Below are 24,486 nucleotides of genomic sequence, written 5' to 3' on the forward strand. Positions count from 1 at the left end.
CCCGCCTTTCAAGTGCTGGATATGTCGTAATGTCGCTGGTTCGGCTACAGCCGTCAAGGGTGTTGTGGCCGGTGACGGCTTAGGGCCAGGAGCCCTCTTCCTCGTGGCAGATCAGCATTTCGCGGACCTCGCAGCCGGTGGGCTGGTTAAGGGCGAACAGGATGGCCTGCGCAGTGTTGGCGGGGTCGTTGAGCCGGGAATCGTCCTGCGGCTTGTACTGTTCGGTGCGGTCGTCGAAGAACCTGGTCTTCATGCCGCCGGGGATCATGGTGGTGACGCCGATTTCGCCGCCGGTTTCCGCGGCCAGTGCGTGGCTGAACCCCACCACACCGAATTTGGAGGCGCAGTAGGCCGTGGCATCAGCCACGGCGCGCTTGCCCAGGGTGGACGCCACCGTCACCACGCGGCCGTGGGTTTCCTTGAGGTAGGGCAGGGCGGCGCGCACCACGGAAACGGTGCCCATCAGGTTCACCCCGATGACCTTTTCCCACTCGGTTGCCTCTACGTCGGCGAGCTTGCCGCAGCGGTCGATCCCCGCGGCCGTAACCACCGCGTCCAGGCCGCCCAGGGTCTCCGCGGCTTCACGGACTGCCTTCTCCACGGCCGCGCGGTCCGCTACGTCCACCTCGAACGCCTTCACGCCGGAGACGCTCCTGATGTCGCGGTCCAGGACCACCGGGGTGCCGCCTGAGCGGAGGACGGCGTCGACGACGGCGGCTCCGAGTCCGGAGGCACCTCCGGTAACCAGGACGCGGCCGGGGGTGGTGGTTGCGGTTGCAGTTGCTTCTGCAGTCATGGTGTTCCTTTCAAGAGGGAAAACAAGTCAAATGGAGCAAACAAATCAACGGGCGGGGGCGGTTCAGCTGACCTTGGCGAGGGCGTCCGCCAGGCCCGTGGTGGAGCGGGCGGGGTGGAAGGGGACGGTGAGGCAACGGCCGCCCCAGCTTTCCACCAGGTCCGCTTCCGGCAGCCGGGATCCCTTGTAGTCGCCGCCCTTGACCCAGATGTCGGGACGAAGCCGGTCCAGCGCGGCCTCGGGGGTGTCCTCGTCAAAGACCATCACCGCGTCCACGCATTCCATCGCCAGGAGCAGTTCCGCCCGGTCGTGCTGGCCGATGATGGGACGCTCCGGCCCCTTGAGCCGCCGCACCGAGTCGTCGGAGTTGAGGCACACGATCAGGCAGTCCCCCAGCTCGCGGGCTGCCGTGAGGGACCGGATGTGGCCGGCATGGATCAGGTCGAAGCAGCCGCCGGTGGCAACAACTTTTCCGCCGCTTTCGCGCACCGAGCGGGCCAGCAGCAGCGGTTCGGTGGTCCGCCTGCCCGCGGCCGGCGCCGAATGCCCGGCGGCAGCATCTGCAGTGTCCGGCAGGGCCGAGACTCCGCCGGCTGCCAGGAAATCCGCGGCGTCATGCACTGCCAAGGCCGCCGCGTCGGGCAGGTCCCGGCCGGCGAGAAGGTGCACGGCCAGGCTGGCTGCCAGGCGGTCGCCTGCCCCGCACGGATCACCCGCCTCCACGCGGGGCGCAGGAACGGCACGGGCAGCGGTATCCCCCTGCCGCAACAGGACCGCCCCTTCCTCGCCCTTGGTCACCAGCACAGCCTGGCTGCGCCACCGCTTGAGCAGGATTTCCGCCACGGCGTCCGCCGAGCCAGCCGCGCTTCCGGGACCGGCCTGGATGGCGGCCTTGGTGGCTTCGGAAATGTTCGGAGTCACCACGGCCACACCGGGCACGGGCTCCGGCCCCGAGGGGTGCGGGTCCCAGATAATCGGCACCTCACCGGCGAGCCGGGCCAGCACGTCCCGCAGTTGCGGGTTGGCAGCCAGTCCCCTGCCGTAGTCCGCAACGATGACCACACCGGCATGTTCCACGGCGCGGAGCATGGCGGGGCTGACATCCGGAACCGGCGTCTTTTCACAGCCCTGGTCAAAGCGGACCACCGGATGCGAACCCGCCCGGACCCTGGTCTTGACCGGCGAGGGATAGCCGCTGGTCCCTGCGACCAGCCGCACCCCGGCGAGGTGCGCACGCAACTGGCTGCCGGCGTCGTCATTGCCCAGGACTGTCACCAGCGTGACGGGCCAGCCGTCCTGCGCCAGCATGCGTGCCACCAGGCCTGCGCCGCCGGCACGGCGGCGGACGCCGGAAACGTCCACCACGGGTACGGGGGCGTCCGGGCTCAGCCGGGTGGCCTCACCGGAAAGGTCGACGTCGAGCATCACGTCGCCCACAACTACGATCCTCATGGCCGGCCCCCTCTCGGGAACCCGGGGACAACGGCCGGCGTGTGGCGCGCAACTTCAAGGTCGAAGGCCCGGCAGATGGCATGCAGGGCGATCAGGTGCCCTTCCTGGGCGTTGGCGTTGAGGGCGTCAATCATGACGGCCTCATCGCAGGCCTCCGCCAGCGGGTTCGGTCCGCAACCGGTGAGCGCCCAGGTGGTCACGTTGAGCCGGGACGCCGTTTCCGCGGCGCGCAGCAGGTTTGGGCTCTTGCCGCTGGTGGACAGCAGCATCAGCACGTCGCCGGAACGGGCATGGGCCCGGACCTGCCGGGCGAAGACCTCGTCATAGCCGTAGTCGTTGGCGATCGCGGTGACCGCCGACGACTCGGCATGCAGGGAGATGGCGGAGAACGGAACCCGCGCTCGCTGTCGAACCGGCCCACCAGTTCGGCGGTGAGGTGTTGCGCCTCCGCGGCTGAGCCGCCGTTGCCGGCGGCCAGCAACCGCTGCCCCCGCAGCAGGCGCGCCGCCAGCTCCACGCCCCAGGCGGCGAGCCGGCCGGACTGGCTGCGGAGCGAATCCAAGGCGGGAACCACGTTGTCCAGGTGGGTGCGCACGGCGTCGGCGCTCGCCGCATCCACGAACGTGGCGCCGGGGAGCTCTGCAGGCAGCGACGGGGCTGCAGTCAGGGTGCGGAGGTCTGCCTGTCGCAGGGACGCTTCGCGCACGGACGATTCACGCAAGGATGATTCGGCAGTCACAGTGCGGCTCCTTCCATAGGTACAGTGCCGGCCGAAGCGCCGGCCGGGGCGCCGGCAATGGCCAGCTGGTATGCCTTTTCGGTTTCCGCTGCCACCCGGTCCCAGGAGTACCGGGTGCGGGCGCGGCGCTCTCCGGCCTGGCCGAGTTTTGTTCGAAGGGCAGGGTTTTCCAGCAGCAGTGACAGGGCCGATGCGATGGCCTCCGGGTCCCGCGGCGGGACGTGCAGGCCCGTGGTGTGGTCCACCACCGTGTCCCGGAGCCCGCCAACCGCTGCTGCCACCACGGGGATGCCGCATGCCATGGCCTCCAGCGGAACGATGCCGAACGGCTCATACCAGGGTGCGCACACCACCGCATCGGCACTGCGGAAGATGCCCGGCATCTCCGCCCGGGATACCTGCCCCTGCAGGGTCACCTGTTCAGACACGCCAAGCTGGGCGGCGAGGTCCAGCAGCCGGCGGATTTCGGGGTCCGCGTGCATCACGTTGGTGTCTCCGCCGCCGCCCACGATCAGGAGTTCGACGTCGTCGAATCCTGCCGCCTTGAGGTACGGGAGCGCGCGGATCACCAGGTCCACGCCTTTGCGTGGCACCAGCCGCCCCACTGACAGGATGCGGTAGCGGCGCTTCCTCGGTGCCACCGGGCCGTCCGCCGAGAAGAATCCCAGGTCCACGCCGCAGGGCGCGATGGAGATCTTGCCGGTGGCGATGCCCATCGCTTTCAGCTCGAAGACCTCGTCCGAGCAGGTGGCGATGATCCGGTCGGCAGAGCGGCCCACTCCGGGTTCCAGCCAGCGGCGCGCCTCGGGGCTGGTGTCCTCGGCGCCCTGGTGCCGCCGCTTGACGGTGCCCAGCGCGTGGAACGTCTGCAGCATGGGCACGCGGTACCCCGTGTCGGGGCGCCTGGCCGCGTCCAGGGCAGCGAGGCCGGACATCCAGAAGTGGCCATGCACCACGTCCGGCGGCCGGTGCCCCCAGTCCCTGGCCACGCCGTCGGCGAGTTCGCCCATATAGGGCAGCAGCTCGTCCTTGGGCACGTGCCGGGCGGGCCCGGCGTTCACATGGACCACTTCGAGGCGTCTCCCCACCCGGACCCGTGCGGGGAGCTCCGTTGCGTCCCTGCGGGTATAGACGGTGACATGGTGGCCGCGCTTGGCAAGGGCCTCGGACAGCGCGGCAACGTGAACGTTCTGCCCGCCGGCATCCACCCCGCCCAAGGCCGCCAGCGGACTGGCGTGTTCGGAAATCATGGCGATCTTCATGGTGTCTTCCTCTCCCGCGCCGGAACGAGGATCCGCTCGTCCGGCCGCTCGTTGACGGGGTGCCGCGGCCGGATCCGCAGGTCCGCCAGCAGCCCGTCCCACCGGTCCTGGAACTTGCCCAGGCCGTATCGCTCCAGCGCCGCCTCGCGGGCGGCAACTCCCCGCCGTCGTGCTTCCTCCGGATCGGCCACCAGCCGCGCGGCGCAGCGGAGCAGTTCGTCGACGTCGGCGGAGACAGCGCCCGCTTCCTGCGGCACCGCCCGTGGGGCCTCAGTGGTGGCAAGCACCACCACCGGCATGCCCAGGTGCATGGCTTCGAGCAGGGACAGTCCCAGCGAGGTCCAGCGCATGGGGTGGACGTAGACCCGGCAGCGCGCAAGTTCCCGGTGCAGTTCCCGGGTTTTCAGGTCGCCCCGGGCCGTCAGCCGTGAAGCTTCGATTCCGGTGGCTGCCCCGAGGCCGTCCGTCTTCATGCCGAACACCTGCAGCGGCGCCACGGAGGCGAAGCCGGGCAGCAGGTCCGTTCCAGTGACGCGGCCGCGGCGGACCGGCTCGTTGACCACTACCCCCAGTTCCGGCAGCTCACCGGTGTAGAGCTGTCCGGGGTCCGGGATTCCGTGTTCGATCACGGTGGTGGGAGCGGAGCCGTTGTCCCAAGCCAGCCTGTTGAAGTGGGTTACGTGGACCACGGGGATACTGTTTTGGTCCGCGAGCGGGTGGCTGGTGTTGGGGAAATTGCCTTTGGGCGTGTTGTGCTCCACGAACACGGCCGGAAGGTCGACGCCCGGCATCCGGCCCAGGGTGCGGGCCACTTCGTCGATCTCTTCCGGGCGCTGGAGGACCACGGCGTCCACCGCGTCGGGGTCGAGCGTCGCCAGGTCCACCTCCCGCACCGATTCCGGCCAGTCCCTGCCGGCGCGGCCCAGCCCCCACGCTCCACCTCCCGGCAGGACGGGAAGCAGGTACTCATGACGGCCGCGGACAAAGGCGTCCGTCCAGGAACCGTGGACATGCCAGAGCAGGATTCTCATCTGTTGCGGGCCTTTCTACGGGTGCTGACGTGGGTGCTGAAGGAGCTCACTCCGCTGATCAGGCGTTCCACCGCTGCCACCACTTCCTCCGGCGATACCGAGTCGAGGCAGGGGTGGCCCGGCACGGGGCAAACCCGGGCGCGGGACATGCGGCAGGGCGCGTTCTGGTCCCCGAGGAGTTCCAGGGGCACGCCATAGGGGGCCCAGCGGATGGCCGGGACCACGGGCGAAAACAGGCACGCCACCGGCGTGCCCACCGCGGCAGCCAAATGGGCCGGGCCGGTGTTGCCGCTGACCACGGCATCGGCGCCGGCCATGACGCCGGCCATGGTGGGGAGGTCGGTACGGCCGCCGAGGTCCAGGGCCGAGGGGCCGGCCACCGTGGCGGTCAGCGACTTTTCACCGGGGCCGCCGGTCACCACCACCCGGTAGCCCGCGCCCTGGAGGAGTTCGACGGCGGCTGCATGGTGCAGCGGGGGCCAGGCCCTGGCGGGGACGGCGGCTCCGGGGTGGACCACAACATAGGGTTCCTCACCTACCAGGCCTGTCACGTCCGGAACGGACTTCACGTGCAGCTTCCCGTCGTCGCCGGCGGGGAGCCGGAAGCCCGCAGCCCCGGCAATGCCCAGTGCCCGCTCCGCCTCAGGCTGGTCCTCAGGGAAGTCCTCACCCGGTTTGAGGCGCACATCCAGCAGGGAGCCGGCGTAGTCGGTGGAGGCGCCGGTGATGCGCTCCACGCCCGCCAGCCGCAGCAGCAGGGCCAGCGGCAGCGGCGACTGGTGGAAGGACGTGAGGATGACAGCTTCGGTGATCCGGGAATTACGGACGTATTCGATCAGCCGGTCGGCGTGCGGCCCGGTCATTTTGGGCGCCGGGTTCATGATCCAGGGACTGTCCCAGCTGTAAACCTCGGCCACGCCCGGGAGCAGCGCCGCGGCCGCTTCACCCTGGCGGCCGCACAGCATCACCACATGGTTGGTGCTGCCGCCATACTGGGCCCGGCCGTTGGCTACCGCCCGCACGGCAGGGCCTGACAGCAGGACGTCGCCCATGCTGTCCAGCCGGGCCACAAGGACGCGCCCCATCAGGGCGTCCCCTGCAGCAGGCCGACGGCGGACGCCAGGTCCGGGGCCACCAGCCGCGCCGCGGCCACTTCCTCGGCACGGGTCACGGGTGTGGGAACCAGGACGCCGGTGGCACCGGCCGCCTCGGCAGCACCCACGTCGGCGCCGATGTCCCCGATCAGGGCGGCTTCGGACGCATGGATGCCAAGTTTGCGGCAGGCGCTGTGGACCATTCCCGGGGCGGGTTTGCGGCAGGCACAGCCGTCCTGCTCGGCATGCGGGCACACTTCCCACACGTCGAAAGGACCGAGCAGTTCTTCCACCCGGGCGTTGACTTTTGCCACGTCCGCTGCCGTGATCAGCCCGCGCGCAATGCCCGACTGGTTACTGACCACGCCGGTGGCGATGCCCGCCGCCCGCAGGTCGTCCAGTACTGCCTTGGCGCCGGCCATCGGCCGCACTTTGCCGGGGTCCCCGTTGTAGGGCACATCGACCACCAGGGTCCCGTCCCGGTCGAACAGGACAGCCCGGAGCTTGGAGGTTTCAGAGCTTCCCATAAACGAACCGTTCCCTCCTGCTGCTGCTCCTAAACAGGGCCGCAGGCTTTTTCAGCAGCAGGACGGGGTTCTTTTGGGCGGTTGAACAGGCAAGATAGGAATTCGGTTGGTGCAGATACTCCTCCCGGGGCCCTCAGCAGCCCCTCTGCGCTCCCGGCGATCACGTGCCTCCGGAAGCCGCCGCCCGCCGTCGTCCATTGCCCGGGCGGGGCTGGCCTTACCTGGTCCTGGTACCGCCCAGGCGGCGGCCGGCACCCACACCGGCGTGCCCGTTCCTGGCCTCGCGGAAGGACGCAACCTGGTTGGCTGACCGTTCTGCGTGCACAACCCGGGATGGCACCCCACCGCCCGCGGTGTCTTCCCGCGCACCGAACTGGGCGCTGGCCTCAAGGCGCCGCTGAAGCTCCACCAGCACCTTGGCCAGGCGGCGGGACACCTGCATCTGGGACATTCCCAGCCGCTTGCCCAGCTGCACCTGCGTCTCCTCACAGAAATAGCGCCGGTACAAAAGCTCCCTGTCCGAATCGTCCAGGTCCTGCATGGCGTCACGCAGGCAAGCCAGTTCCTCGAGCCGTTCCAGGGGTGTGTCAGGGCAGGCAAGGATCTCCCCGATGGACGGAGCATCGGAATTGGGGTTCACTGCGTCAAGGGAATCCGGGTGCATGCTGCTGGATGCCGAGATGGCCTCCTGCACCTCCCCCGGATCAGTTCCCAGCTCCCCGGCCAGTTCGGCAACACTCGGGTTCCGTCCCAGCGCCTGGGTCAACTCCGGCTCTGCCCGGAAAAGCCGGGTCCTCAAGTCCTGGATATGGCGCGGCGGGCGTACAACCCAGGTCCGGTCGCGCAGGTACCTCTTGAGTTCGCCGGTGATGGTGGGCGCGGCGTAGGCGGGGAAGCTCTCGCCCTTGGCTTGGTCGAAGCCGCGCGCGGCCTTCACCAGGCCCAGATAGGCCACCTGGTTCAGGTCCGCCCGCTCCCGGCCGCGGGCCTCAAAGCGGGCAGCGAGGGCTTCGGCGAGGTCCAGGTACCGTAGGACCAGGTCGTTTTCGAACGTTTCCCGCAGCCTTCCTGAGGTGGCGGGAGGAGTTGGTTGTTGTGCCGGCTGGGACTGTTGGCCGTGGACGGGTGGAGCGTCCACGGCAAATGCGGCAAAGGATTCGGGCATGAGTGTTGGTTTCCCTCGGTCTGGTTCCGAAAGCCTGCGGCAAGACTTAGAAGTAGGAAATCATAAGGTTGCTTATAAAACAATGCTTCTCCGCTATAGGCTCGTCATGTAGGGCCGCAACCAGTCCAAACCTGCCAAGGAGTCGTTGCCATGCGCATTGCCATCACCGGGGCCAGCGGAAATGCGGGAACAGCACTGCTGCGCAACCTGCAGCGCCAACTCGCCCATAAGCCAGGCAGCCTGCAGCTGGTGGGGATCAGCCGCAGGCCGCCCGACACGTCCCGGGAGCCCTACGGCGGCGTGGAATGGCACACCCTGGACGTGGGCCTGGACCAGGACAGACCGCTGCTGGAGAACGCACTTGAAGGGGTTGACTCGGTGGTCCACCTGGCGTGGCAAATCCAACCGAACCACAACCTCCCGCTCCTGCACCGGACCAATGTCACCGGCACGAAAAATGTCCTGGAGGCTGCAGCAAAAACCGGCGTGAAGCAGGTGGTGTGTGCGTCTTCCGTTGGCGCCTACAGCAAGGCGGACAAGGACCAGCGCAGGGATGAGTCCTGGCCGGCAACAGGAATGGCCGGCTCGCACTACAGCCGCCACAAGGCCGAGCAGGAAAAGCTCCTTGACCAGTTCGCGGCCGCGGAACCGGAAATTTCCGTTGCCAGGCTCCGGCCGGCGCTCATTTTCCAGGGCAAGGCGGGAAGTGAAGTCGGAAGGTACTTCCTGGGAAACATATTTCCGCGGCTGGTACCGCGGAAACCGTGGGTTCCACTGTTGCCGGCTCCGGATAACCTGATCTTCCAGGCGGTCCACGCGGACGACGTGGCAGAGGCCTACTGGCGGGTGGTGGACCAGCGGGCCAGCGGCGCCTTCAATATCGCCGCCGAGCCGGTATTGAACCCCCAGGAACTGGCCCGCATCCTGGGCGCCAAGAGAATCCTCCCCATTCCCATGCGGCTGCTTCACGCCGTGGTGGACCTCACCTGGCGTGCACGCATCCAGCCCACGGACTCCGGATGGGTGGAGATGGCGGCAGGCGCGCCCATCATGGATACCAGCCGCGCACAACGGATCCTCGGATGGGAACCACGGGTGTCATCGGTGGACGCGGTCAAGGAACTCCTCGCGGGCATGGGAACGGGGGAAGGCATAAAGCCATCCCCCGTCCTGAAACCCCGGCGGCCCTAACTCCCGCAGCTACGGCAGCCGGCACAAACCCGGCCGCCGTATCGCCCTGGAAGTGCCGGCATGTGGGCCGTCTTCGCACCGGCCTCAGATGCGCGGATTTTCCTCCCCGCGGACATCATGCTCCGCGGAGGTGCCTGTATTTCCCGTCGCGGTGTCTTTCGCGTCGCGGTTGCGCCGCCGCCCGGATTCGGCTTCCGTCATCTCAGCAGGCATATCCGTCCTGGTGCCGCCGGCAACAGTGTCATGGCTTCCAAGGTTACCCTGTCCCGCGTCGGCAGGTCCACGGCCGTCATGGCCGGCGTCACGATGCTGCACCGGCCGTCCATCATTGCCCTCAACGCGGTCCCGCCGGCTGCCATCCCTTCCTACGTCAGGATCCAGTTCATCCGCTTTCCGGGCGCGGCTGGCAACATCACCCCGCAGGGACTGGGCCTCATTGGCTCGCTGCTCGGCCTCCTGCCGAAGGCGGGCAGCGTCAACCTGCGCCTGCTCCGCATCAGCACGCGCACGGATGGCCTTGGCCTCGCGCTCGCGGGCATCGATTTCCATGTTCTCGGCTTCACGCCGGATCTCGGCGGCCTTTTCCCGGTGTTCCTGGTCGCGTTTCTGCTGCATGGCCTTGCGGCGCTTTCCGCCGGCCAGAAGAAGCACCACAATCAGCGCCACCACAACAATGGCAACTATCACCCATACCCATGGAGCTGTATCCATGTTTCCCACCACTTTCCACTTCATTGTGACCGGGCAGGCCCTCGCCATTCCGGCTGACATTTTTGGAACGGTTATAACTCGCTTAGCAAGGGTACTTACTTTTTATTAGTAACCATGCTTATCATTTTACGGCCAGTATTGCTGGTTCTTGATCAACAACCGGCCTTCTTGGAAAGAGAGAGCGAAGATGACAGAGAACCAATGGCCCGAGGACCCCGCTTACACGACTCCTCCGGGCAGTACAGGAATCCCGGGTGAGCGGGAGGCCACTACCTTCCCGTCAACCGCCGGCCCCTACACGGGCGAGGCCGGAACCGGCTACGCCACGACCGACGAAACCTCTGGATCCTCGCGCAAAGAGGCTGCCAAGGAAGAAGCAGCCGACGTTGCCCGCACTGCCGCCGGGTCCGCGCAGAATGTGGCCCAGACGGCCAAGGGCGAGGCCGCGAACGTGGCACACGAGGCCAAGGCCAATGCCCAGGACCTGCTCCACCAGGCGAAGTCTGGCCTGACCAGCCAGGCCGGCACGCAGCAGCAGAAGGCCGCCGAGGGCATCCGGAACATTTCCAGCCAGCTGCACAGCATGGCCAGCGCACCGGACCAGCAGGGGATGGCCAGCGACCTCGTCCGGCAGGCGGCCGAGCGCACGTCCTCCATGGCTTCCTGGCTGGAGAACCGGGAGCCGGGTGACCTCCTGAACGAGGTCCAGCGGTTCGCCCGCAACCGGCCCGGAACGTTCCTGCTCCTCGCCGCCGGCGCCGGCGTCCTGGCCGGACGCCTCACCCGCGGCCTCACCGCAGGCGCCCCCGACTCATCCTCCAGTACCTCTACCGGCTCCAGGGCGGGTCTCTCCGGCCAGTACTCCGGAACCCCTTACGGTGACCAGTACAGCCAGACAACCCCCGTTGCCGGTGGAACTGTGCCCCCGCCGCCGGTCCAGCTCCCCGGCCCGGCCACCACGACCGCAGGGTACGACGGCGGTGCGCCGGGCAGCAGCTATCCCGAAGCAGCGGGTCCGGCCAGCGGCCTCGACAGCCCGCAGCTGGTGGAGGAGCCCTGGTCCGGGAACCAGCTGTCCGACGACCCGCTGCGTGACCGCGCACTCGCCGACGATCCCATGGCCAACGACCCCCTCACCCAGGACCGCACCCGGGGTGGCCAGACGGGTGGTCTGTGATGAGTAGCCAGATTCCGGAGATGCCGCCGAGTGAGGCGCATATGAAAGCGGACAACGCGTCCCTGGGTGAGTTGCTGGGGGATGTGACCCGGGACCTGTCCACCCTGATGCGTCAGGAAGTGGAACTGGCCAAGGCCGAAGCGAAGCAGTCAGCCTCCCGGGCGGGGAAAGGCGCCGGCATGCTCGCCGGCGCCGGCGTGGGCGGCCACTTCGTCCTGCTCTTCCTCTCCCTGGCCCTGATGTGGGCCCTCGGGGCCATCATGCCCCTGGGCTGGTCCGCGCTGATCGTCGCCGTCCTCTGGGCCATCATCGCCGCGGTCCTGGCCTCCATCGGCCGCAAGGAACTCAAGCAGATCAAGGGCATGCCCCAAACCGGGGAAACCCTCTCAGAAATTCCCCCAACCCTAAAACCAGGTGAGGTAAACCGATGAGCGAAAACCCTGACGTCATCCGCGCAGACATAGAAGCCACCCGGGCACGGCTGGGCACCAACGTGGACGCAGTAGCGGACAAAGTCACCCCGTCCAACATCGTCCACCGCCAAACCGACAAAGTAAAGGACGCCGTGACCGGGGTGAAGGAGAAAATCATGGGAGCAGCAGACACCGCCACCACCAAGGTCCACGACACCACCTCCACCGGCGCCGGGCACACCACCAACGCCATGCACTCCGCCGGCGACAGCCTGCACCAGGCACAGGACACCGTCTCGGCCAAACTCAGCGACGCCGGCCAGGCCGTCTCCGCAGCCCCGGACCAGGTCAAAGCCAAAACCGCCGGCAACCCCCTGGCCGCCGGACTGATCGCGTTCGGCGCCGGCATGCTGGTCTCCTCGCTGATCCCGGCAAGCCAGAAGGAACGCGAAGCCGCGGACCAACTCAAAACCGCAGCCCAGCCCCTGGCCACCCAGGTCACCGACGCCGCCAAGAACATGGCCCAGGACCTGAAGGAACCAGCCCAGGAAGCCATGGAAAACGTCAAGGCAACCGCCACCGACGCCGCCCCAAAACGTCAAAGCCGAAGGCCAAACGGCCGCCGCCGACGTCAAGGACCGCGCCACCGACGCCAAAGACAACGTCCAAAACACCTAACCTGCCCATCGCGGCTCCGCAGGGCAACAGTTCTGTTCGACAGGCCGGCACCGCCACCCGCGGGCCGGCCTGTTCGCTTCGCACCTTTATTGAGAGGACGCCCCATGGCCACTCACGACAACTCCGAGACCAGCACTGCCAAGGCAGGGCAGGCGCCGGATCCAAATGACTCCAGGAAGCCGGGCAGTCCCAAGGAAGTGGACAAGCCAAACTGGAAATACATCCTCAAGAGGACCCTGCGGGAGTTCAGTAAGGACCAGTGCCCGGACCTCGCGGCGGCACTGACGTATTACGCGGTCCTGTCGCTGTTCCCGGCCATCCTGGCACTCGTGTCCCTGATAGGGCTCTTTGGTGACCCGCAGAAGACCACCGACGCGCTCCTGAAAATCGTCAGCGGTTTTGTCCCGGCCGAGACTGTTGACACGGTAGGCGGAGTGGTGCAGGACCTGGCAAACGCCCCGGCGGCAGGATTCACCCTGGTAATCGGCCTCGCCACCGCACTGTGGTCCGCCTCCGGGTACGTGGGCGCTTTTGGGCGGGCCATGAACCGGGTCTACGAGGTGGATGAAGGCCGTGCGTTCGTCAAGCTCCGCGGGACCATGCTGGCGGTCACGCTCCTGGCCGTCGTTATTGTTGCCCTCCTTGCCGGCATGCTGGTGCTCAGCGGCCCCGTTGCTGAGGCGGTTGGGGGCCTGATCGGGCTTAGTGGCGTCTTCCTCACCATCTGGAACATTGCCAAGTGGCCGGTCATGATCGTGCTCATCATCGCGATTATCGCGGTCCTCTATTACGCAACCCCCAACGTCAAGCAGCCCAAATTCAAGTGGATGAGCATGGGGTCGGGCATCGCACTGTTCGTCTTCCTGCTGGCCTCACTGGGTTTCGGGTTCTATGTGGGCAACTTCGGAAACTACAACAAGACGTACGGCACCCTGGGTGGGGTCATCGTCATGCTGCTGTGGCTGTGGATCCTGAACATGTCGCTGCTCTTCGGTGCCGAGTTCGACGCCGAAATGGAACGGGGGCGTCAGCTCCAGGCCGGTATCAAGGCCGAGGAGACCATCCAGTTGCCGCCCCGGGACACCAAGAAGAGCGAAAAGCTGCAGAAGCAGGAAGAGGAAGACATCAAGCACGGCCGTGAACTCCGGGAGAAGTACGCCTCGGAGAACGGCCAGGGCGACGGCGAAAGCCAGGACGGGCAGTTTGCCGGCCAAGGGCAGAACGGCGACGGGCAGAACGGCGGCGGTCAACGTGAGCCCCACCGCGACCGTGTCCGCGAGAAGGTCCAGCACCGTGCGGGCAACGGAGAAACCGACGACGGCGGCCGGCCAAGTGGGAGGGCTTAGCCGGCGGGTGCAGGCTTTGCCGTAAGTGGGACTAGGCAGGACCTTCAGGATGGAGGAAAATTCATCTTGAAGGTCCTGTTGAGGTTTCCCGGGTTTTATATCTCCCGGGGCAATGCGGGGTCGGCGGTGAGATGGCCTCTTCTGAGACCGAGGCCAGTCCCCCCAGTCGCCGTCGGCCCCCCTCAATCTCCCCCGTTTCCGCCCGTAACTGGACAAAATACGGAGAACTGCAATACTTTCTTGAATACCTCGCCGGAATCCTTTGGAGACCGGCAGGTCCGCTGAAGCAGACGGCGGCATTACGGTCGACCCTTATGAGCGGACATGCCTGCTAACCATTTTGAACAGTTTCTTGCCGAAGCAGTTGTCCCGGACAGGGAGCCCGGACTGGGCCTCGGACGCGACGAGCTATACGGCCTCTACACCAGCTGGTGCCTTCTGCATAAGGCAGAACTCCAGCAACCGGCCGCCCTTTGGGAGGCCATGCAGGACGCCGGAATCAACCCGGACAGCAATAACCTTTCCATGACCGGACCTGCTGCGGCGGACTACATCGTGGCCAGCGCTCCGGACTTGGTCTAACCGCCTGCATCCGAGGCCAGGACCGGCCAAGCCGGCTGGCCGGAGTGCAGAACACTTTAGCCTGAACTTTATACAAGAAAGGTGGAGCTGTTGCCGAAAGGCAACAGCTCCACCTTTCTTGTATAAAGTTCCTGGCGCCTCACGTGATGCGCGCCAGGGCGAACCCGTCCCAGCCCTTGGAGCCAACGGTCTGGATAACGGTGGCATCCAGCCGCGGGTGGTCGCCGAGCAGCTTGAGGGCGTCGATAATGCCCGGCGCGTTGACCGGGTCCATTTCCGGGTCCAGGACGGCCCCTTCCCAGATGGTGTTGTCCAGGACCACCACGGCACCCGGCCTGCCCAGCCTGACTGCCCAGTCAAGGTAGCGGCTGTTGTTTTGCTTGTCGGCGTCGATGAAGATGAAGTCGAACGGTTCCCTGTCCTCCTCCTCGAGGGCAGCCAGGGTTTCCAGCGCAGGGCCCAGGCGGATCTCCACCCTTTCACCACAAGCCGGCAGCGTCGATGTTGGCCCACGCCACCTCTGCGTGCTGGGGAAGGTATTCGCACGTGACAAGCTTGCCGTTGTGCGGAAGCCCGCGGCCCATCCAGATGGTGCTGTAGCCTGCCAGGGTCCCGATCTCCAGGATGCGGCGGGCGCCGGACAGCTGGACCAGCAGCTTCAGGAGCTTGCCGGCGTTCGGCGCCACCTCGATAGCGGGCATCCCGGCGTCAGCCGCAGTGTGGATGGCCTGCTGGACGGCATCATCCGGGTGCACCACCGTGCGGGACAAGAACTCCTCAGTGGCAATCCACTCCGACCGGGGTTTGTGCTCGAACATGGGCACAGTTTGGCACGCGGCGTTCCGGCGGTCCAGACACTTCAGCCGGTCCGCTTCAACCCCGCACGCAGACTCAGGACTCCTGTACCAACGCGTTTTCGAGGCGGTCCACTTTTGCCGTCAGCTCACCGCTGTATCCCGGCCTGATGTCGGCCTTGATCACCAGTGAGACACGACTGCCGTAGCGGCCCACTGCCTCGGTGGCGCGCTTTACGACGTCGAACACTTCATCCCATTCACCTTCAATGGTGGTGAACATGGAGTCCGTCTGGTTGGGCAGCCCCGACTCCCGGACGATCTTCACGGCGGCTGCAACGGCGTCGTGGACGGACGCATCGTTGGGTCGGGAACCTTCGCTGGGAGCCCCTGAGGGGGCAACAGAAAATGCAAGCAACATGCCTCCCAGTTTCGCATGCGGCTTGGGAGGTGCGCAGGGGCCGGTCCGGCTGCCCGCCGTCACATAAGCGCCTACCCCGCAGTAACGGTGTTGGCCCGGGGCTCCGTTGCTACCCTTTTGGGCATGAGCCTCGCAGTCGCCCGAAAGCCCCTCCGCGCAGACGCAGCGCGGAACGTGGACAAGATCATCACGGCGGCGCGCCAGTGTTTCCGTGAATTCGGTCCGGAAGTACCGCTCCAGACCATTGCCACCACGGCGGGCGTGGGCCCGGCAACGCTGTTCCGCAACTTTGCAGACAAGGAAGAACTGGTCCTGGCAGCACTGAACCGGCAGCTCCGGCTAACTGTGGACCCCGTCATGGACGGCGCCCTGGCCGACATCGATGCCGCTGCCGGCCTGCTGCGCGTTCTCGAGGCCCTGATGGCTGCCGCAAGCGACGACGCCAACCTGCTCTGCGCGGTGGCCGGCCGCCGCGAACTCCTCACGGGAATCACCGGATCCCTGATGGATTCAATCAGTGTCCTTTTGGTCCGCGGGCAAGGCCAGGGAAGCCTGCGCCCGGACATCTCCATGACGGACATGTTCCGGCTGCTCGCCATGCTCATTGGCGTAGTGGACACGATGGAACCGGGCTCTGACGCGTGGCGCCGCCCGCTGGCGCTGGTCGAGGACGCCATCCGCACGGTCCGTCCTTTACGCCCGCTTCCCGTACTGGTGCCCGTCCCGGCTGCAGCAGCCGGTACTCCGGCCGGCCCCATTGTCGGCACACAGCAGGTGCAATAAACTCAGAGCGGGGTTAGGCAGCCAGCCTCGAATATTCCGAGATGGAGCCGAACCATGCATAATTTCGTGCGTATCCGCCCCGCAACGGCCACGCTGCGATGAACAGCTCAAAACTCCTCCAGTACCTCAATGATCCCCGGGGGCCTGAAGAAGTCCTGCCTACGCTGACAACCGGGGAACTCGTCCAATTGCTTGACGCCCTGTACCAGAACCTTGATACCCCTGAGCCTGAGTTCGGCGCGCAGGTGTGGTACGAGATGGGCGTGGAAGAAAGCTGCCGCAGGACCGTCGCGCCCGGCAGCGCCGCCCACGGTGTAGCTTAGCTAACGCTTTATGACCCCCTGACAGCCGGCCGGCGCTGCCCGGCTGTCAGGAGTTTTCCCCGGTCTCTCCGCCCCGGGTACCATCCTGAGTGTCAGGCTCGGCCTGTTCAGTCGCCTGTTGCCCGTGCCCCTCATGTTCGTGGCCATGCTCTTCGTGGCCGTGGTGCTCATGGAACTCGTTGGGGACGTGGTGCTTGGCCTCCATCAAGTGCTGCTGGAGTTTCTCCTCGGCATCCCGGCGCCGACGTGCGGTGTCCCGCAGTTCACGCGTTGATTCGGAGCCCCGGGGGTCCAGGTAGGCGACCCGATGCTTCCCGGTCTGCTCTGCGCCAGGTACTCCAGTGCCGTGCGCTTCGGCAGCGCGCTCTCCGGTCTCCTCGGTGCCTTGGCCGTCCTGCGGCTCGACAGGCCGCGACTGTTCGTCCATCTCGATTCCTCCTTTGGGGGGCGCCTGGTGTGGGCTGCATCTCCTCCAGTCCACCACACATGGCCCGGAATGCTGGGCCGCTAGGCGTTGCCTGCGTCGGCCCGCTTGCGGATTTCCTGGCGCACCAAGGCCTGCAAGGCTGGAACGGACGACGACGGGTCCAGGTCGAATGCCTCCCGGAGCCTTCGGCAGAGAATTTCCAGGTCCTCTTCCGGTACGTCCGAAAGCCCGGAAAAGCGTTTGAAGAAGCGTTTGGCTGGGAGGCCTGCCCGTCGTCGGGCGTCCTTGTGGCGGGGCCTGCCCGCCAAGCCTCCTGCAGGATGCAGCTGATTTTCCATGGTCGCCGTTCATAGGAATGCCATGGCCAATTGCATAAGCCATTTTCATACTACAACCGCCATGCGGACCGGCACGTGATCCACGTCACCAATACCTGCAGTTGCAGGCTGTATCAGTTCCAGCCGAGGGCCCTCAGCAGCGCCGCGGCGCCGGCGCCGGCGATGACCACCACCAGGAAGGGCGCACGGAATATCAGTGCGATTCCGGCCGCGGCAAGCGCGCCGAGCCTGGCGTCTGCGGCGAGCCCCTGGCCCGACACCACAGCGTTCACCACGGTCAGGGAGGCAAGCAGGCCGATGGTCATGGTCCCCGCGATCCGGGATGTGCGTGGGTCCTCAAGGAACCTGGCGGGCACGAAGTACCCCACGATTTTCCAGGCATAGGCAAGCGCGCACGCAAGAAGCAGCCAGAACCACAGGCTCATGCGTCCGCCCCCGGATCCTTGCCCTTTGTCCGCTCCGCACCGGGACGCGCGCCGGCTTCGTCCTGTTGATGGCCCGAAGGACCGCCGGAGTGATGCCCGCCGTACGGCTCGATATCCGGCTCAAGGCCTTCATCGCGGCGCCCGTGACTGAACCAGCCAACCACCGCTGCCACCAGGGCGGCCACCAGGATAGGCACTCCAGCAGGCACGAAGGGAACGGCCACAACGGTGGCCAGGGCACACACCACCGCGATGGCGATGGGCTCCCGGCCCTTGAGGCGCGGCCAAAGCAACGCCAGGAAAGCGGCAACGGCGGCACCGTCGAGCCCCCACTGCTTGGGATCGCCCAATCCGCTCCCGGCGAGCGCACCCACGGCCGTGAAGAGGTTCCACAGCACGTAAACGCCAACTCCTGCGGTCCAGAATCCGCGCCGCTGCTCGGCCGGGTCAGTCTGGCCCGTGCTGGTGGCCGTGGATTCGTCGATGGTGAGCTGCGCGCCGACGTACTTGCGCCATCCGGTGGGGCGCAGCAGGGCGTTCAGCTGCATGCCATAGATGCCGTTGCGCATGCCCAGGAGGGTTGCGGCGCTCATGGCGGCGATGCCGGAACCTCCGCCTGCCACCACACCAATGAACGCGAACTGCGAACCCCCGCTGAAGAGGAGCAGGCTCAGAGCCATGGTCTGCCAGATGTCGAGCCCTGAAGTCACTGCGAGCGCCCCGAAGGACACCCCGTAAAGGCCGGTGGCGATGCTGATGGAGATGCCCACCCTGACCGCGGGCGAGGCCAGCAGTTTCACACCCTGCCTCCCAGTTGGGGTGCGGGCTGTACAGGCTTCCGCAGGCTCCAAGCCCAGAGGATCAACGGCGCCTGGAGGGGCAGCCTGGCACTGTGGATCTTCCGCCGGAGGGGTGTCCCCTGCGGGCCGTAGGCCTTCCTCAGGGCATCGATGTGCCCGGCCAGGAATGCCGTGAACATCGCGGTGAGGGCGGTGGCGGTCAGTTTCCGGGTGGGTGGGAGGAGGATGCCGACGGCGGCCGCCAGCTCCAGCAGGCCGCTCACGGCGATCCATTCGTCCCGGGACAGGATGGCCAGTGGATGATTGGCCCCGGCGCTTTGATCCCCGCCGGGTTCCGGATCCCGGCGGCAGAGGTATTGCGGAACCACGTCGCGGTAAAAGCCGGGGTCCCTGAAATGCTTGCCGGCACTGGCCAGCAGCAGGGCTCCCATGGCGGCTACGGACAGGCCCTGGATGGCTGGGCCGTGCAGGGACAAGTTCGGCGCGGACAGGCCGTTTCCAGCAAGGCCGGACCAGGGAAAAGACATGGAACCACTCAATCACAGCCACAGCGGTGGCTGGAAACCGCCGTTTGAGGCAAAACGGGCGACGGCGGGAGGCGGCTTTGCAGCCCTCACACCCAAGTGGGCGTTGAACTTCCGTACGGGGGCGGCGGGGACAGGTAGTCCACCGGCTGGCCCCCTGCCAGCAACGGCGGACCTACATAACGGAGCTCCCCATACGTGCTGTCCATGGACATGTAGTGGGGCGCGGGCACTTCCCCTCGGCTTTCCGTGTTGGCAGGCAGGGCAAACAGTTCCTCGGCGGTACGGGCCAGCGACAGGCGCGCGGAGCCACCCACCCCCGTCTCCCGGCGTCCGTCCAGAAGCCGGACGGCAGCGGCAGCCACCCCGTACCCTGTGGCGTGGTCCAGCGCCTGGACAGGCAGGGCACCCGGGCGCCACCCGCCGTCGTCATTGTCCTTCCCATAAAGGTGTGCGATCCCGCAGGCTGCCTGGACGATGCTGTCAAAACCCCGCAGGCCGCTCCATGGGCCCGCGCTCCCCCAGCTGTCCAGGGTGACCACCACCAGCCCGGGATGCGATGCCAGCAGGTGGCGCGGGTTGAGGCCGAAACGGTCCAGGGCGCCGTGCCTGTAGCCCGTGATGACGACGTCGGCGCCGGCCAGGAGCTGCTGGAGGTTGCGCTGGTTCTTCGGGAGCCCCAGATCGGCCTCCGCGCTGCGCTTGCCAAAGGCCGTGTCCACGAACTGGTCTTCGATTTCAGGGAAGGCCGGCGGATCGATCCGCAGGACGTCGGCTCCGAGTGCTGCCAGCAGGCGGGTGGCCACCGGCCCTGCGATCACCCGGGTCAGGTCCAGGACCCGCAGCCCCTCGAGCGGCAGGCTGTTGCCGCCGTCGTCACCCTTGCGTTCTTCGCCGTTGCCTCTGTCCTTGCCGTCGACTGTCCCGCCGGTGGCCGCTGCGAACTCCTGCAGCCCCCAACCGGCTGTGGTGCCGTCGGACAGTTCCACCGCAACCCACGGCCCCCCGCCCGCCGCCTGGCCCATCTCCGAGCCCAGCCAGTCCCCGCGCGTCCTGACGGCCGCAGCGATCCCGCCCTCGCCCTGGATGGCGGTCTCGGCCTCCAGCGCCGTCATGGAACGAAGGGCGTGTCCAGCTCCTTCCGCAGAACTGGTGTCCAGCGCCTGCAGCAGCCGCTGCTCGTGGTGCGGGTAGTTCGCGTGGAGCCTGATCCAGCCATCGCTGGTCTCCCGGAAGCCCGACAGGGGCGCGAAGCCCTGCGGTTTCCGCCCGGCAATCCGCAAGTGGCCGAAGGAATCAAAGGCAGCGGCGGCCAGCCCGGATGTGGTGCTGAAACGGCCAGGGGTGCGCGCGTACTGATTCAGCGCCTCCGCCGCGGCTGCCACGGAGCGCAGGGCAAGGCCCTCGACGTCGAGCGGCCCGGCCCACCAGCGGCGCGGGGAATATCCGCCCGGTAAATGCGGGCCGGACGAATACGGCCCTGGCCAGTCCCGGCCGGCGGCCACCATCTCCGCGCTACTTTCCCTGGGTCGAGGCCGCGTGGAGCTGGTCCAGGACACGGCCCGGTACGTTGGTGGTGATCTCGTGGATGCCCAGTTCCTGGCAGAGCGCCACGTCCTCCGGGCTGTCCACGGTCCACACCCGGAAACGCCGGCCGGAGTCCAGCCAGCGGCGCACGGTGGCGGGCCGCTCCCTGACGTACTCGATCCCGGGGCCGGCCATGCCCACCTCCCGGTCATCCAGGATCCGCTCGCCCTCCAGCTGCGTGGCTTTCATCAGGTTGGCCACGGCGCTGCCCGTAATGGGACCCAAGCCCAGTCCCCCCCGGATCTCATGAATGGTGAGGTCGTCCACCAGCTGGCAGATGTACTGCGGCGGAACGGAACGGAGCAGGTGGCGGACCGAGTCCGGGCTGAAACTCATGAAGGTGACGGCCACGTTGTCCACGGTGGAGCTTTGCGGGTCCCAGCCCTCGCTGCGGAGCACCTCCAGCACCCGGTCCTCAAGTTTGAGCTGGTAGGCGCTGGGATGCTTGAGCTCGATGGCGAGTTGTACCGGACGGCCCGCACCCCGGAGGATGTCCAGCAGTTCCGGGAGGGTGAGGAGCTGCTCCGATCGTGCCCCGTACGCTTCGGGAATGCGGACGCCCTTCCAGGAGGAAAAATCCAGCTGGTGCAGTTCGCGCAGGGTCCGTTCAGCCACCGGCCCGGTCCCGTCCGAGGTCCGGTCCAGGTTGGCGTCGTGGAGCAGGACCACGTGCTGGTCCCGGGTGAGGTGCACATCGCATTCAACCCCGTCGGCCCCGTCGGCCAATGCCTGCAAGTAGGCGGCTCGGGTGTGTTCGGCGTAGGCGCCGCTCGAACCGCGATGGGCAAAGACCAGCGGCCGCTGCGGCACTGACTCGTCAGTTGTCATGGACACACGGTAGCCGACCGGCCCCCGCCTTCAGGGCTAGGCTTGGCACATGCAGGTGAACTCTGAGGCAACTACTGGGCCAACCACGCAGGAATCCCCCACCGAAGCCCCGCAGCAGGTGCGGCCGGGCACCCAGGCGGCAGGCGCCGTCGTACGCCGCCAACCCGGTGCCGGCGACGCGGAAAAGGCGGCAGCGCTGCGGAAGATGAAGCTGCTGGCGCTGAGCCTGCTGATTGCCATGGCCGTGGTCTTTGTCTTTGCGTTCGCGCTGCAGAAGGAATATCCGTGGCTGCAGTACGTGCGTGCGGCGGCCGAGGGCGGCATGGTGGGTGCACTGGCCGACTGGTTCGCCGTCACGGCCCTGTTCAAATACCCAATGGGCATCAAGATCCCCCACACCGCCATCATCCCCCGGCGGAAAGACCAGATCGGCGCCTCCCTGGGCGAGTTCGTGGAGACCAATTTCCTCTCTGAGCAGGTAGTCCAGGACAAGCTGGCGAGCGTCAACATTGCACGCCGGGCAGGTGAATGGCTGGCCGCCCCCGGCGGTGCGGACCGGGTGGCCAAGGAGGGCGCTGCCGTCATCCGCGGTGCTTTCAAGGTGTTGAATGACGACGACGTCCAGGCCGTTATCGAGGGCATGGTGCGCAAGCACCTGCTCACACCGCCGTGGGGACCTCCGGTGGGAAGGCTTGCGGAGCGCATCTTCCATGACGGGCACCACCACACGCTGGTGGACCTGCTGGTGGACCGGGCAGCGGACTGGGTGGACGACAACCACGACACGGTCACCCACCTGGTGTCTGACCGCTCCCCCACCTGGGTTCCGCAGTTCGTGGACGGGCTGGTGGGCGACAAGGTCTATATCGAGATCCTGAAGTTTGTGCGGGCCGTCCAGGCTGACCCCCGGCACCAGGTGCGGCAGTCGATCGACAAGTACCTCAACGACCTGGCCCAGGACCTCCAGCATGATCCCGCGATGATTGCGCGCGCCGAAGACATCAAGGCACAGGTCCTGGGTGACCCGGAGGTCCGTGAACTCGCCTCCCGCACGTGGGGCACGGTCAAGAACGCGCTGCTGGGCGCCGTGGACGATCCGGACAGCGAACTCACCATCAAATTCAAGGCAGCGGTGCGCGATTTCGGGTCGCGGCTGGTTGAGGACCCGGAACTGGCCGGGAAGGTCAACGCCTGGATCGGCGACGCTGCGGGGTACCTGGTCCGGACCTACCGTTCGGACATCGCCGGGGTCATCACGGACACGGTGGCACGCTGGGATGCCGAAGAAACGTCCCAGAAAATCGAGCTCCAGGTGGGCAAGGACCTGCAGTTCATCCGCATCAACGGCACCGTGGTGGGGTCGCTGGCCGGCCTCGCGATCTTCACGGTGGCGCACCTGCTCTTTGGGTAGCTCCCTTGTGGGATGAGCGGTCTCGGTCCAGCGGTGAGACTCAGGAACGTTAGCCCGCCGCTTCGAATGTCAGTGCCTCGATGGATGATGTTCGTATGGAAATCAGCAGCGGTGGCGGGGTGACTTTGGAGGGTGTTCATGCCTCCGTTGCTGCCCTCGATGCGCTGGACTGTGAGGACTCTTTCCTGGCTGCCGGGGTTGGTGTTGGTGCAGGTGTGGATGTGTTGCAGCGGCGGTATGAGCTCCGGCTGGAACGGCTGGAGGTGGTGAAGCGGCTGGAGGCGCAGCTCTCCGCGGTGAAAGCCGGTGATGTTGCCGAGGCCGTTGAGATCCAGCACGCGATGCTTGCTCCGGACGCGCCGGTGCACGAACGCACCTATGCGGAAATGTCAGCGGTCGAGGAAATCGCAGGAGTCCTGACCATCAGCTCCGGCGCCGCCGGGGCCTTCGTGGAACAGTCCCGGCGGGTGTGTTCCCTCCCGCAGGTCCTTGAGGCTTTGGCCGCCGGGGACCTGTCCTGGCAGCACGCGAGAATTGTTGCCGACGAGACCGAGGGGCTCACCCCGGACGGTGCCGCCGCCCTGGTGGCGCACTTCTTCGATCCGGATGCGCCGAACCCGGCCCGCGGCGCGGCGCCCGGCCAACTGGTGCCGTCCCGGCTCCGGGTGAGGGTCCGCGGCTGGCGGGAACGCCACCACCCCGAAAGCCTGCAGAAGCGCCACGCGAAGGGTGTTGCGGACCGGCGGATGGAATACACCCCGGACCGGGACGGCATGGCCTGGATCTCCCTCCGCCTCCCCGGCGACACAGCCTGTGCCATCTGGAACCGCACCACCGCCACCGCCCGCGGCCTCCAAGGCCCCAACGAACCCCGCACCCTCACCCAGCTCCGCCCCGACATCGCAGCATCCCTGCTCCTCGGCACCGGAACGCCTGCGCGTGAGGCTGCAGCGGGTGAGGCGGACGGAAGCACCGGTGAGATCGGGAAGGTCCCTACCCCGCGGGCCGACGTGCTGGTCATGGTGCCAGTGTTCTCCCTGCTCAGTGTCACCGACGAACCGGCGGTGCTGGACGGCCTGGGCCCCATCCCAGCATCCATGGCACGCAAACTCGTCACGGACGGGGCGGACTCGTTCTACCGCGTCCTGGTCGACCCCCGCGACGGGGCACCCTTGGAGATCGGCCGCACCCGCTACCGGCTCCCGGAAACCATCAAACAGTGGATCCGGATGCGCGACGGAAAATGCACCTTCCCCGGCTGCAGCAACCGCACCCCTGACAACGACACCGACCACCTCACCGCCTGGAAACACGGCGGCACCACCGGCACCAGCAACCTGGCACAACTCTGCCCCAAACATCACCGGCTCAAGCACAACAGCCAGTGGAAACCGGATGCGGGGACCAGTCGTGAGCCACCCGGCTGGACCTCACCAACCGGCCGGCACTACAACCCCGAACACCCCGACCCCAACCCGACCCTGTGGCCGCCGGGACTCTTCCCGATGCCCGCCGCGACCCACTGCGTAAATGCCTGCCTCGAAGACCTCCCGCCGTGGGAACCCGACGACCCCACACTCATCGACCTCAACGACTTGTCACCAGAGGATCCGGTTTGGGCGGAGTTCTTCACCAAACCGTTCGTACTGTCCGGCTGAGGC

At 67.0% G+C, this 24,486-nt stretch carries 25 protein-coding genes and 3 pseudogenes; 10 read left to right on the forward strand and 18 right to left on the reverse strand.

The genetic code is table 11. The annotated features are described in order from the left end of the window. Positions 1-79: 79 nt before the first annotated feature. From QFZ60_RS18195 to QFZ60_RS18230, 8 genes and pseudogenes are all read right to left on the reverse strand, one after another. Positions 80-796: an SDR family oxidoreductase gene (locus QFZ60_RS18195; protein WP_307092305.1), complete on the reverse strand. Its 717-nt coding sequence runs from the start codon at positions 794-796 to the stop codon at positions 80-82. A 63-nt stretch (positions 797-859) separates the two neighbouring features. Next, positions 860-2,248 (reverse strand): PfkB family carbohydrate kinase, encoded by a 1,389-nt coding sequence (locus QFZ60_RS18200; protein ID WP_307092307.1) that lies wholly within the window; start codon positions 2,246-2,248, stop codon positions 860-862. Then, positions 2,245-2,897: pseudogene (locus tag QFZ60_RS18205) on the reverse strand (SIS domain-containing protein). The gene QFZ60_RS18200 and the pseudogene QFZ60_RS18205 overlap by 4 nt, the downstream one beginning before the upstream one ends. Positions 2,898-2,983: 86 nt before the next feature. Continuing rightward, a complete protein-coding gene (locus tag QFZ60_RS18210) occupies positions 2,984-4,249 on the reverse strand; it encodes a glycosyltransferase (protein ID WP_307092308.1) in 1,266 nt (421 codons plus the stop codon). Then, the gene (locus QFZ60_RS18215; protein WP_307092310.1) at positions 4,246-5,280 is read right to left on the reverse strand and encodes a glycosyltransferase; all 1,035 of its coding nucleotides are present in this window, start codon (positions 5,278-5,280) and stop codon (positions 4,246-4,248) included. Before QFZ60_RS18215 ends, QFZ60_RS18210 begins: the two co-directional genes overlap by 4 nt. Further along, the gene (locus QFZ60_RS18220) at positions 5,277-6,365 is read right to left on the reverse strand and encodes a glycosyltransferase family 9 protein (RefSeq protein WP_307092311.1); all 1,089 of its coding nucleotides are present in this window, start codon (positions 6,363-6,365) and stop codon (positions 5,277-5,279) included. The genes QFZ60_RS18215 and QFZ60_RS18220 overlap by 4 nt, the downstream gene beginning before the upstream one ends. Further along, the gene (locus QFZ60_RS18225; protein ID WP_142119454.1) at positions 6,365-6,901 is read right to left on the reverse strand and encodes an HAD-IIIA family hydrolase; all 537 of its coding nucleotides are present in this window, start codon (positions 6,899-6,901) and stop codon (positions 6,365-6,367) included. The genes QFZ60_RS18220 and QFZ60_RS18225 overlap by 1 nt, the downstream gene beginning before the upstream one ends. A gap of 217 nt (positions 6,902-7,118) precedes the next feature. Beyond that, positions 7,119-8,066: a sigma-70 family RNA polymerase sigma factor gene (locus QFZ60_RS18230; RefSeq protein WP_307092312.1), complete on the reverse strand. Its 948-nt coding sequence runs from the start codon at positions 8,064-8,066 to the stop codon at positions 7,119-7,121. Between the two features lie 150 nt (positions 8,067-8,216). Between QFZ60_RS18230 and QFZ60_RS18235 the strand changes: the two genes are divergently transcribed. Beyond that, positions 8,217-9,257, forward strand: a complete 1,041-nt coding sequence (locus QFZ60_RS18235; RefSeq protein WP_307092313.1) for an NAD-dependent epimerase/dehydratase family protein — start codon at positions 8,217-8,219, stop codon at positions 9,255-9,257. Positions 9,258-9,341: 84 nt separating this feature from the next. Here the strand turns inward: QFZ60_RS18235 and QFZ60_RS18240 are convergent, their stop codons facing one another. Beyond that, positions 9,342-9,968, reverse strand: coding sequence for a hypothetical protein (locus tag QFZ60_RS18240; protein WP_307092315.1), 627 nt, complete (start codon positions 9,966-9,968; stop codon positions 9,342-9,344). A 187-nt stretch (positions 9,969-10,155) separates the two neighbouring features. Here QFZ60_RS18240 and QFZ60_RS18245 point away from each other — a divergent pair, with 187 nt between their 5' ends. From QFZ60_RS18245 to QFZ60_RS18265, 5 genes and pseudogenes are all read left to right on the forward strand, one after another. Continuing rightward, a complete protein-coding gene (locus QFZ60_RS18245; protein WP_307092316.1) occupies positions 10,156-11,145 on the forward strand; it encodes a hypothetical protein in 990 nt (329 codons plus the stop codon). Next, positions 11,145-11,576, forward strand: coding sequence for a phage holin family protein (locus tag QFZ60_RS18250; RefSeq protein WP_307092317.1), 432 nt, complete (start codon positions 11,145-11,147; stop codon positions 11,574-11,576). The genes QFZ60_RS18245 and QFZ60_RS18250 overlap by 1 nt, the downstream gene beginning before the upstream one ends. Beyond that, a pseudogene (locus QFZ60_RS18255) lies at positions 11,573-12,236 on the forward strand (DUF3618 domain-containing protein). The gene QFZ60_RS18250 and the pseudogene QFZ60_RS18255 overlap by 4 nt, the downstream one beginning before the upstream one ends. Positions 12,237-12,340: 104 nt before the next feature. Beyond that, entirely contained in the window at positions 12,341-13,582 is a 1,242-nt protein-coding gene (locus QFZ60_RS18260) for a YihY/virulence factor BrkB family protein (protein WP_307092318.1), read from the forward strand. 324 nt (positions 13,583-13,906) lie between these two features. Continuing rightward, positions 13,907-14,164, forward strand: coding sequence for a hypothetical protein (locus tag QFZ60_RS18265; protein ID WP_307092320.1), 258 nt, complete (start codon positions 13,907-13,909; stop codon positions 14,162-14,164). A gap of 139 nt (positions 14,165-14,303) precedes the next feature. On the opposite strand, the pseudogene QFZ60_RS18270 reads toward QFZ60_RS18265, so the two are convergent. Both QFZ60_RS18270 and QFZ60_RS18275 read right to left on the reverse strand, forming a co-directional pair. Next, a pseudogene (locus tag QFZ60_RS18270) lies at positions 14,304-14,982 on the reverse strand (O-methyltransferase). 73 nt (positions 14,983-15,055) lie between these two features. Further along, complete coding sequence (locus QFZ60_RS18275; protein WP_307092323.1) at positions 15,056-15,379, reverse strand: thiamine-binding protein; 324 nt, start codon at positions 15,377-15,379, stop codon at positions 15,056-15,058. 123 nt (positions 15,380-15,502) lie between these two features. Here QFZ60_RS18275 and QFZ60_RS18280 point away from each other — a divergent pair, with 123 nt between their 5' ends. Continuing rightward, entirely contained in the window at positions 15,503-16,162 is a 660-nt protein-coding gene (locus QFZ60_RS18280) for a TetR/AcrR family transcriptional regulator (RefSeq protein WP_307092324.1), read from the forward strand. 98 nt (positions 16,163-16,260) lie between these two features. Beyond that, the gene (locus tag QFZ60_RS18285; protein WP_056333154.1) at positions 16,261-16,485 is read left to right on the forward strand and encodes a hypothetical protein; all 225 of its coding nucleotides are present in this window, start codon (positions 16,261-16,263) and stop codon (positions 16,483-16,485) included. A gap of 46 nt (positions 16,486-16,531) precedes the next feature. On the opposite strand, the gene QFZ60_RS18290 is transcribed toward QFZ60_RS18285, so the two are convergent. From QFZ60_RS18290 to QFZ60_RS18320, 7 genes are all read right to left on the reverse strand, one after another. Beyond that, positions 16,532-16,912, reverse strand: a complete 381-nt coding sequence (locus QFZ60_RS18290; RefSeq protein WP_307092325.1) for a hypothetical protein — start codon at positions 16,910-16,912, stop codon at positions 16,532-16,534. A gap of 80 nt (positions 16,913-16,992) precedes the next feature. Then, positions 16,993-17,250 (reverse strand): hypothetical protein, encoded by a 258-nt coding sequence (locus tag QFZ60_RS18295; protein WP_307092326.1) that lies wholly within the window; start codon positions 17,248-17,250, stop codon positions 16,993-16,995. Positions 17,251-17,363: 113 nt separating this feature from the next. Beyond that, positions 17,364-17,675: an AzlD domain-containing protein gene (locus tag QFZ60_RS18300; RefSeq protein WP_307092327.1), complete on the reverse strand. Its 312-nt coding sequence runs from the start codon at positions 17,673-17,675 to the stop codon at positions 17,364-17,366. After that, complete coding sequence (locus QFZ60_RS18305; protein ID WP_307092328.1) at positions 17,672-18,475, reverse strand: AzlC family ABC transporter permease; 804 nt, start codon at positions 18,473-18,475, stop codon at positions 17,672-17,674. Before QFZ60_RS18305 ends, QFZ60_RS18300 begins: the two co-directional genes overlap by 4 nt. Further along, positions 18,472-19,002, reverse strand: coding sequence for a hypothetical protein (locus QFZ60_RS18310; protein ID WP_373427695.1), 531 nt, complete (start codon positions 19,000-19,002; stop codon positions 18,472-18,474). The genes QFZ60_RS18305 and QFZ60_RS18310 overlap by 4 nt, the downstream gene beginning before the upstream one ends. A gap of 86 nt (positions 19,003-19,088) precedes the next feature. Further along, positions 19,089-20,507, reverse strand: a complete 1,419-nt coding sequence (locus tag QFZ60_RS18315) for a CoA transferase (protein WP_307092329.1) — start codon at positions 20,505-20,507, stop codon at positions 19,089-19,091. Between the two features lie 7 nt (positions 20,508-20,514). After that, positions 20,515-21,414: a glycerophosphodiester phosphodiesterase family protein gene (locus QFZ60_RS18320; RefSeq protein ID WP_307092330.1), complete on the reverse strand. Its 900-nt coding sequence runs from the start codon at positions 21,412-21,414 to the stop codon at positions 20,515-20,517. A 49-nt stretch (positions 21,415-21,463) separates the two neighbouring features. On the opposite strand from QFZ60_RS18320, the gene QFZ60_RS18325 reads away from it, so the two are divergent. Then, the gene (locus QFZ60_RS18325) at positions 21,464-22,825 is read left to right on the forward strand and encodes a DUF445 domain-containing protein (RefSeq protein ID WP_307092331.1); all 1,362 of its coding nucleotides are present in this window, start codon (positions 21,464-21,466) and stop codon (positions 22,823-22,825) included. Positions 22,826-22,920: 95 nt separating this feature from the next. Continuing rightward, positions 22,921-24,483, forward strand: a complete 1,563-nt coding sequence (locus tag QFZ60_RS18330) for an HNH endonuclease signature motif containing protein (protein WP_307092332.1) — start codon at positions 22,921-22,923, stop codon at positions 24,481-24,483. The last annotated feature ends 3 nt before the right edge of the window (positions 24,484-24,486 follow it).

The sequence above is a fragment of the Arthrobacter sp. B2I5 genome, assembly GCF_030816735.1.
Classification (GTDB): Bacteria; Actinomycetota; Actinomycetes; order Actinomycetales; family Micrococcaceae; genus Arthrobacter.

Coding starts and splice junctions, on each gene's coding strand:
- QFZ60_RS18195 (WP_307092305.1), bottom strand. CDS start 796: ATGACTGCAGAAGCAACTGCAACCGCAACCACCACCCCCGGCCGCGTC.
- QFZ60_RS18200 (WP_307092307.1), bottom strand. CDS start 2,248: ATGAGGATCGTAGTTGTGGGCGACGTGATGCTCGACGTCGACCTTTCC.
- QFZ60_RS18210 (WP_307092308.1), bottom strand. CDS start 4,249: ATGAAGATCGCCATGATTTCCGAACACGCCAGTCCGCTGGCGGCCTTG.
- QFZ60_RS18215 (WP_307092310.1), bottom strand. CDS start 5,280: ATGAGAATCCTGCTCTGGCATGTCCACGGTTCCTGGACGGACGCCTTT.
- QFZ60_RS18220 (WP_307092311.1), bottom strand. CDS start 6,365: ATGGGGCGCGTCCTTGTGGCCCGGCTGGACAGCATGGGCGACGTCCTG.
- QFZ60_RS18225 (WP_142119454.1), bottom strand. CDS start 6,901: ATGGGAAGCTCTGAAACCTCCAAGCTCCGGGCTGTCCTGTTCGACCGG.
- QFZ60_RS18230 (WP_307092312.1), bottom strand. CDS start 8,066: ATGCCCGAATCCTTTGCCGCATTTGCCGTGGACGCTCCACCCGTCCAC.
- QFZ60_RS18235 (WP_307092313.1), top strand. CDS start 8,217: ATGCGCATTGCCATCACCGGGGCCAGCGGAAATGCGGGAACAGCACTG.
- QFZ60_RS18240 (WP_307092315.1), bottom strand. CDS start 9,968: ATGGATACAGCTCCATGGGTATGGGTGATAGTTGCCATTGTTGTGGTG.
- QFZ60_RS18245 (WP_307092316.1), top strand. CDS start 10,156: ATGACAGAGAACCAATGGCCCGAGGACCCCGCTTACACGACTCCTCCG.
- QFZ60_RS18250 (WP_307092317.1), top strand. CDS start 11,145: ATGAGTAGCCAGATTCCGGAGATGCCGCCGAGTGAGGCGCATATGAAA.
- QFZ60_RS18260 (WP_307092318.1), top strand. CDS start 12,341: ATGGCCACTCACGACAACTCCGAGACCAGCACTGCCAAGGCAGGGCAG.
- QFZ60_RS18265 (WP_307092320.1), top strand. CDS start 13,907: ATGCCTGCTAACCATTTTGAACAGTTTCTTGCCGAAGCAGTTGTCCCG.
- QFZ60_RS18275 (WP_307092323.1), bottom strand. CDS start 15,379: ATGTTGCTTGCATTTTCTGTTGCCCCCTCAGGGGCTCCCAGCGAAGGT.
- QFZ60_RS18280 (WP_307092324.1), top strand. CDS start 15,503: ATGAGCCTCGCAGTCGCCCGAAAGCCCCTCCGCGCAGACGCAGCGCGG.
- QFZ60_RS18285 (WP_056333154.1), top strand. CDS start 16,261: ATGAACAGCTCAAAACTCCTCCAGTACCTCAATGATCCCCGGGGGCCT.
- QFZ60_RS18290 (WP_307092325.1), bottom strand. CDS start 16,912: ATGGACGAACAGTCGCGGCCTGTCGAGCCGCAGGACGGCCAAGGCACC.
- QFZ60_RS18295 (WP_307092326.1), bottom strand. CDS start 17,250: ATGGAAAATCAGCTGCATCCTGCAGGAGGCTTGGCGGGCAGGCCCCGC.
- QFZ60_RS18300 (WP_307092327.1), bottom strand. CDS start 17,675: ATGAGCCTGTGGTTCTGGCTGCTTCTTGCGTGCGCGCTTGCCTATGCC.
- QFZ60_RS18310 (WP_373427695.1), bottom strand. CDS start 19,002: ATGTCTTTTCCCTGGTCCGGCCTTGCTGGAAACGGCCTGTCCGCGCCG.
- QFZ60_RS18315 (WP_307092329.1), bottom strand. CDS start 20,507: ATGGTGGCCGCCGGCCGGGACTGGCCAGGGCCGTATTCGTCCGGCCCG.
- QFZ60_RS18320 (WP_307092330.1), bottom strand. CDS start 21,414: ATGACAACTGACGAGTCAGTGCCGCAGCGGCCGCTGGTCTTTGCCCAT.
- QFZ60_RS18325 (WP_307092331.1), top strand. CDS start 21,464: ATGCAGGTGAACTCTGAGGCAACTACTGGGCCAACCACGCAGGAATCC.
- QFZ60_RS18330 (WP_307092332.1), top strand. CDS start 22,921: ATGGAAATCAGCAGCGGTGGCGGGGTGACTTTGGAGGGTGTTCATGCC.